At 56.6% G+C, this 6900-nt stretch carries 4 protein-coding genes and 3 pseudogenes; 6 read left to right on the top strand and 1 reads right to left on the bottom strand.

Translation table 11 applies throughout. The features are described 5' to 3' along the window. Nucleotides 1-77: 77 nt before the first annotated feature. Nucleotides 78-399: pseudogene (locus V6R85_RS25890) on the top strand (hypothetical protein); the annotation flags it as partial. A gap of 31 nt (nucleotides 400-430) precedes the next feature. Beyond that, complete coding sequence (locus tag V6R85_RS25885) at nucleotides 431-1042, top strand: zinc-binding dehydrogenase (protein ID WP_236773453.1); 612 nt, start codon at nucleotides 431-433, stop codon at nucleotides 1040-1042. A 127-nt stretch (nucleotides 1043-1169) separates the two neighbouring features. Here the strand turns inward: V6R85_RS25885 and V6R85_RS25880 are convergent, their stop codons facing one another. After that, nucleotides 1170-3092 (bottom strand): helix-turn-helix domain-containing protein, encoded by a 1923-nt coding sequence (locus V6R85_RS25880; RefSeq protein ID WP_111785496.1) that lies wholly within the window; start codon nucleotides 3090-3092, stop codon nucleotides 1170-1172. Nucleotides 3093-3210: 118 nt separating this feature from the next. On the opposite strand from V6R85_RS25880, the gene V6R85_RS25875 reads away from it, so the two are divergent. From V6R85_RS25875 to V6R85_RS25860, 4 genes and pseudogenes are all read left to right on the top strand, one after another. After that, complete coding sequence (locus tag V6R85_RS25875) at nucleotides 3211-4434, top strand: MFS transporter (RefSeq protein WP_111785497.1); 1224 nt, start codon at nucleotides 3211-3213, stop codon at nucleotides 4432-4434. Nucleotides 4435-4443: 9 nt separating this feature from the next. Next, nucleotides 4444-5835 (top strand): amidohydrolase, encoded by a 1392-nt coding sequence (locus tag V6R85_RS25870; protein WP_111785498.1) that lies wholly within the window; start codon nucleotides 4444-4446, stop codon nucleotides 5833-5835. 422 nt (nucleotides 5836-6257) lie between these two features. Continuing rightward, a pseudogene (locus V6R85_RS25865) lies at nucleotides 6258-6485 on the top strand (IS110 family transposase); the annotation flags it as partial. 81 nt (nucleotides 6486-6566) lie between these two features. Beyond that, nucleotides 6567-6824: pseudogene (locus tag V6R85_RS25860) on the top strand (transposase); the annotation flags it as partial. Nucleotides 6825-6900 lie beyond the last annotated feature (76 nt).

The following is a 6900-nucleotide window of genomic DNA, read 5'->3' as shown; positions in this document are numbered from 1 at the left end:
AAAAAGTTAATAAAGCATGAAAATGAAGATGCGGAGGGGGTAATCGCGCCCTCCGAAAATGTTTGCGACAGGCCCGTCGTCGCATGTCGATCAATGTTGAGCAGATCGGCTCGGGCCTCGTCGTGCAGCATTATGTGGCCGAGGTCGCCGAGCCTGCCTACTGCCGCATGAACTCGATCTCCGATGTCTTCACGGCCAATGAAGATCGACGATGGCAGGACCCGCTATACCAACAAGGTTACCGCCCATCCGACGGATGTGTTCATGGCCTTCCTCAGCGAGCACAGCATCAAGTTCGAAGATGCTGCAGCGGCCCGTCAGGCAGCAGGCGGCGACCACAACAGTCGTGAGACACCTCTTTTTGCTGCAAGCATCGCCCGCCGGGCCCTTTCCAAGTAAGGAGATATCCAAATGAAGGCGATCATCTTCGATGACTTCGGAGGCGCGGATGTCCTGCGCCGGACACATCGCAAAAGGTGACACCGTCCTCGTTCATGCTGCAGCAGGCGGCATCGGATCGGCTGCTGTCCAGCTTGCAAAGACTGCCGGAGCCACTGTCCTGGCCACTGCTTCAGCAGGCAATATCGACAACGTGCTGTCACTTGGCGCCGATGCTGTTTTTGATTACAAGCGGGTGGATTTCGAGGCGGAAGTTGTTGATGCGACGGCGTCTCGCGGGGTCGATCTGATCATCGACTTTGTCGGCGCGTCCTATCTCGCCCGCAACATTCGTAGTCTTGCTCCCGGTGGTCGGCTTGTCCAAGTGGGCCTGTTGGGGCGCGATGATAACGCCATCATTCCACTCGGCGTCGTACTTCACAACCACCTGCAACTGATTGGCACGGTCATGAAATCGAGATCACGATCAGAAAAAAGGGCAATGATCCGCCGGTTCAAGGAACAAGTACTGCCGATGATGGGAAAAGTGCTTCAGCCGGTCATTGGAGCGGTCTATCCGCTCGCGGCTACATCGGAGGCCCATCGCCGGATGGAGGCTGGCGGGTTGTTTGGGAAGATCGTTCTGACAGATTTTCCTGAATGACGCAGGCACACTGAGCGTCCGAGCAACCGCCTTGAGCGGTACTGGACTGCTGACCCCGTTGCTAGGCATGAGACGGACGGAAAACAATCACCTGAGATGAATTCGGCATCCAAGATGATCGCGCTCTTTATCCGATCGGGTCGCCTCTCGAATATTCGGCGTGCAGCTGGCAGGCCAGGCTTAGTAAAGTGAAATCGGAAGCATCCGCGATGCGGCGGCCGGTCAGGGCCTCAACCCTGGAAAGTCGCTGGTACAGCGTATTGGTGTGGATGTGGAGTGCTTGAGAGGTGCGGGTCGCCGACTTGCCCTCCCGCACGTAGGTCGAAAGCGTGTCTAGCAGTCCACGATGTCTTTCATCTGCCAGAAGCGGATCGAGTGTTTGGCGGATAAATCCGATAACGTCCTTGCGATCCCGGCCATGGAGAAGCATTTCAAATCCTATGTCTCGATAGAGCAAAACACCTGGCCGCCCGCGGCGTAACAACACGTCGGCTGCCTGGGTGGCGCGGGCGCGGGCGTCGTTTTGGCCGATGATGTCTTCCTGCATGTCACCGGCCCCAACATAAAGGCCTTGCGCCTTCGCCACCTCGGATATCGCGAGGAGATTGCGATCAAGCGCTGCGGAAGTCGCTGCAGAAACAAGGATGACGATGCGGTCATCTTGATGAAAAAGCAACACGTTGGATAGTGACATGCCCTTGTGGATATCCGACTGGGACTTGTGCAGCGAAAGATGGGATTTGCCCGAAACCTCGCCTCTCGAGCTTTTTACGACAAACATCTGGGTGAAACGTTCAAGCCGAAAGCCGTCACTCCCCCTGCGGTAATCAACAGTGCTTCCAGCAAGCAGAGCGTCGAAATAGGCCTGTTTCTTCGCATTGAGTAGGTCGATGCGCGAGATATCGCGGACGAAATCCAGTGCGACGAAAGCAGCCAAAGTACCGAACAGGGTGCGATGAAAACCAAAGTCTTCCGACATGCGGAAATGGAAATGGCCGACGGGCGCATCGGCCACCTCTACAGCCTGATCAAGAATTTCGCCGTCCTCAACCCAGCCAACAGACTGATATCCGGTTCCAAGCACGTTTTCGAAGCGGAAATCAATTTTGTAGAGCTCTGACACCGCGTGCAACTGTTCGCGCAGATCGCTATTGGCCGAGAATATTCGCAGGAAGGTCTCGTGAAGCTCCACAGCCCTGTCTAGTTCCGCATTTTTCCGCGCGAGATCATTCCGCATCTGTTCGAGCCGATGCGATGTTGCAACCGCATTGCGGTATGCCAACGACCGTTGATAGGCGACGGCGATCTGCGCGGCGAGGATTTCCAATACCGTCTGGTCAAAGGTCGAGAAGGCTCCATCGACGGAAAAACACAGTGTCGTCAGCGTTCCGAGCCGCCGCCCTTCCGCCATGACAGGAACGCAGAGCAGCGCATTGGCGATCTGCGACCGTTCCATGAATGACTGACTTTCGGGGCGCATGATCCGATGGGCGTCGATAATGTTTTGCCTGCCGTTGTGGATCGCAGGCCGCCCGGTTGAGAATACTTCTCCGGATACGGACTCATTGGGCTGAAGCCGATAATCGGTATAGTCTCCCGGCAGCCCCTCATGCGATACGGGAACGAGAAAACCGGTCTGCTCGTCGAACAGACGGAAAACACCAGCGTCGCAGTGGGGCAGGACGTTCATCACCTCGCGCAGGACGTTGTGAACGATCTCCTTGTCATCCAGAGAGTTGATGACATCCGCATTCACCGATCCAAGCATCTTGAGCGTTCGCGCCTGGAGCTCGACCACAAGCTCCTGAATGGCGAGTAAGATTTGCGCAGATAGCGCTTCCACGCCTTTGCCGCGGAAAGAGAATTCCGTGCGCCTGGCGGTAAAATGCGAATGGTCGACAACCAACCGCATCTCACCTGCGGCGACATCGCGGACATGCGTCACGGATGCCGGCGTCCCGACGGCCTCAACCATCGCATTTTTCATAAACACCTTCTTTTGCTGCACGAGGTCGCGAAGGAGAGAATGGGAAAGAAGATCGATTTTCATGATGTGTCTTATGTTCAGATGCACATATCATTTCAATCTTTTATGGAAGTTACAACATGGCGTTTTGTGCCAGCGATGCGAAAACAGAAAAATCTCAAAAAAAAGGGGAACCACAGAGATGTTTTCAAACCTTCAGCGTCGTCACGTCATAATAGGGATGCTGTTCATATGCTGGGTTGTCGGTTTCATCGACAAGACCGCAATCAACATTGCGATCATCCCGATCAGCGAGGAGTTTGGATTGAGCCCTGATCATCAGGGCATGATCATTAGCGCCTTTTTCCTTGCCTACTCCATGACACAGTTGATCGGCGGCTATCTGGTTGACCGCTTCGGCGCCCGCCGGGTGCTAAGCTCGGCCGTTGCAGTATGGTCGCTGGGAACTGCCGTTTCTGGCGCGGTCACCAGTGCTGTCGGGCTGGCTGCCGCCCGTGCGGTCACGGGTGCAGGCGAAGCAGTCTTCCCCGCCGGCGGCTCAGTCGCGATCACCGAACATTTCGAAAAATCGCAGATGGCACGCGCAAAATCCGTGTTGCAGTCTGGCGCTTCGGTCGGCTTTGCGGTCGGCTCGCTGGTTATCACCGCGTTGATCGCCGCACATAGCTGGCAGGTGATGTTTTTTGTTCTCGGCGCCATCGGTCTGGTTCTTTCGGCAGCTCTTTACATCATCATGAAGCCGGCGGCGGGTGCGCTGGTTACGCAGGAAAAGGTTGAGAAGGTCTCCGAAAAGAAGCGGATCGGCGCGCTCCTGAAAAACACGCTGACCTGGAAGATCACGCTCGTCTACTTCTTCACCAATATCGTCTTCTGGGGCCTGCAGTCCTGGCTGCCGTCCTACTGGGTCAAGGTGAAGGGCATGAGCATGGTCGAAATGGGTGCCTATTCGATGATCCCGCCGACGCTCGGCTTCATCTCCTTTCTGACCTGCGGCTGGCTGCTCGACCGTTTCTTCCACCAGAAGGAAAAGTACCTCATTTGCATCGGCTCGGCTGTCTCGGCCATCTTCATCTATCTGATGGCGAATGAGGAATCGATCCCGCTTGCCTTCGCCTATCTGTCGGTCTCAAACGTGTTCCTGAATGCGATCTCGATCAGCGTCTTCGTCAGCATCATGAAGCATTTCCCGCAGAATACTGTGGGCACCGCCACTGGCTTGATCAACTCGCTGGCGCAGCTCGGCTCGTTTGCCTCGCCCATGCTGATCGGTGCCGTGCTGTCGGCTACCAATCAGAACTATGAGATCGCGTTCTCGATCATCGTCGCTTGCGCGGTCGTTGTCTGCGCCGTCGCCACCACTTTTCCCGCCGTCCACGGCAAAAAGCCTGTCGAACAGGCTGCCTGAAGGAATACAATGACCTATCTCGATATCATCGAACGCACCGTCGCCGCGCATTCGGACAATCTGAAATCAGTAGCCGATAGAATCTGGTCATTTGCCGAGATCCGTTATGAGGAGACCCAGTCGGCCGCTCTTTTGGCCGACGAGCTCGAAAAGGCCGGTTTCGCCGTCACACGCCAGGCCGGCAATATCGAAACCGCCTTTGTGGCGAGTTACGGTGAGGGACATCCCGTCGTTGCCATCCTGGGCGAATTCGATGCCCTGACAGGGCTTAGCCAACAAGGCGGCGCGACCAGCCACGACCCCATCGTCAAGGGTGGAAACGGCCATGGCTGCGGCCACAATCTTTTGGGAACCGGCGCGCTCGCCGCCGTTCTGGCGCTCAAGGCCTGCAAGGAAGAACTCGGGCTCGAGGGGACGATCCGCTATTATGGCTGCCCGGCTGAGGAAGGCGGCGGGGGCAAGGCCTATATGGCTCGCGAAGGGCTTTTCTCGGATGTCGATGTCGCATTCACCTGGCACCCATGGGACGAGAACCTCGCCTACAATGCCCGCATGCTGGCAACCAACCAGCTCTACTTCACGTTCCGCGGCACCAGTGCCCATGCGGGCTTCGAGCCTCATCTCGGACGCTCCGCGCTGGATGCGGTTGAATTGACCAATGTCGGCTGCAACTATCTGCGTGAGCATATCATTCAGGACGGACGTATCCATTATGCTATCACCGACACCGGTGGCCGGGCTCCCAACGTGGTGCAAGCGCAGGCGCAGGTGCTTTACAAGGTCCGTGCGCCGCGCATGGATCAGGTTCGCGAGATCACCGAACGAGTGAAGGACGTCGCCCGCGGCGCGGCCCAGATGACCGGCACCGAACTGGAGATCACGTTTGACGCCGCCTCCGCCGATCTGGTGCCAAACGTTTCACTTGCGCGCATGATGCACGGCGAGTTCGAGAAATTTGGTGCTGCCAGCTTTTCAAACAGCGAAAAGGACTTTGCCACCAGCATCCAGAAGACCTTCTCGCCAGAAGTCCAGGCAAAGGTTGCCAAACGCGGAAAAATCCTGTCGGAAGACCTGAATGCATTTCAGGAAGAACCGACATTCCTGCATGGCTCTACCGATGTGGGCGATGTCAGCTGGCTTGTTCCGACCGGACAGGTCTATGTCGCAACCGAGGCATACGGCACGCCGCCGCACACCTGGCAGATGGTTTCGCAGGGCAAGTCAGGCTACGCCCATAAGGGCATGCTCCAGGCTGGCAAGGTTCTTGCTGCCTCAGCTGTACAGACGCTCATGGACCCGGAAATCATCCTGGCGGCCAAAGCGGAACACCGCGAGCAACTGGGTGGTGAAAGCTACATTCCGTTGATTCCGGCGGAAGCTACACCGCAACGCCTGCGTTAATCGAGCGGCAGGGCGCCGCCACTTACCGACGTCGCTTTGGAGTGTCTCAGCAGAGACACTCCGCTTTCGCCAGCGCAACGATCACGGCGTTGGAAAAACGGTCTTCATTTGCTCTTGAAAGGACTCGAACCGCTGACCCCGTTATTGGCCGATAAGTTCGCGCTGAATTTCCGCATAGGGGCAACTACTTGCCCTCGGGAATGGCTGATATGGGGCCGCTATCGGACTGACCGGTATCGGCGAGGAATTCGAGAAAGCTGACATCCAACATCCGACAGGCACGCAGTCCGCGCGGCATTTCGCGCAGGTTCAATCGAATACCGGGGTAGAAGTGCAATGGAGTGATGAGGTGGACGGCCTCCGCACCCAACACTGTTGTGGCATACTGTGGCTGTCAAAGGTCACAATCGGGAGAACCGTCCATGAAGGAAGTTATCACAGTCGGCCTGGATATCGCCAAGCACGTTTTTCAGGTCCACGGCGTCGATCAAAAGGGCGATACTGTTCTGCGGAGGAAGCTCCGGCGATCGGAGATCATCAGCTTTTTCGATCACCTGCCACCCTGTTTGATTGGGGTTGAGGCGTGCGCCACGGCTCATCACTGGGCTCGGGTTCTGATTAATCTCGGGCATGAGGTTCGGCTGATGCCCGTGCTCTGATCCCCAAAAACTGGACCGTTTATAACTGGAGTTTTCCGCGTTAATTTCCCGGCTGGGAAAAGGAGCGGAAGCATGAAGGCATCGAAGTTCTCGGACGCCCAGAAGGCGTTCATTTTGAAGCAGGGCGATGATGGCGTGCCGGTAGCAGAGATCTGCCGGAAGGCGGGGATCAGCCAGGCGACCTATTTCAATTGGCGCAAGAAGTATGCGGGCCTGCTGCCCGACGAGATGCGCCGACTGAAAGCTCTGGAAGATGAGAATTCCAGGCTCAAGAAGATCGTCGCTGATCTGACACTGGACCGCGAGATGTTGCAGGATGTCATCCGCCGAAATGTATGGTCCGCCCTGTCATTGCAAGGATTTTAGGTTCCGGCGATAGCAGTTTGCGTAAATGTATCCGGCCTCT

Source organism: Agrobacterium sp. CCNWLW32 (assembly GCF_037083425.1).
Taxonomy (GTDB): domain Bacteria; phylum Pseudomonadota; class Alphaproteobacteria; order Rhizobiales; family Rhizobiaceae; genus Agrobacterium; species Agrobacterium radiobacter.
This window is presented reverse-complemented; position numbering and strand designations above follow the sequence as displayed.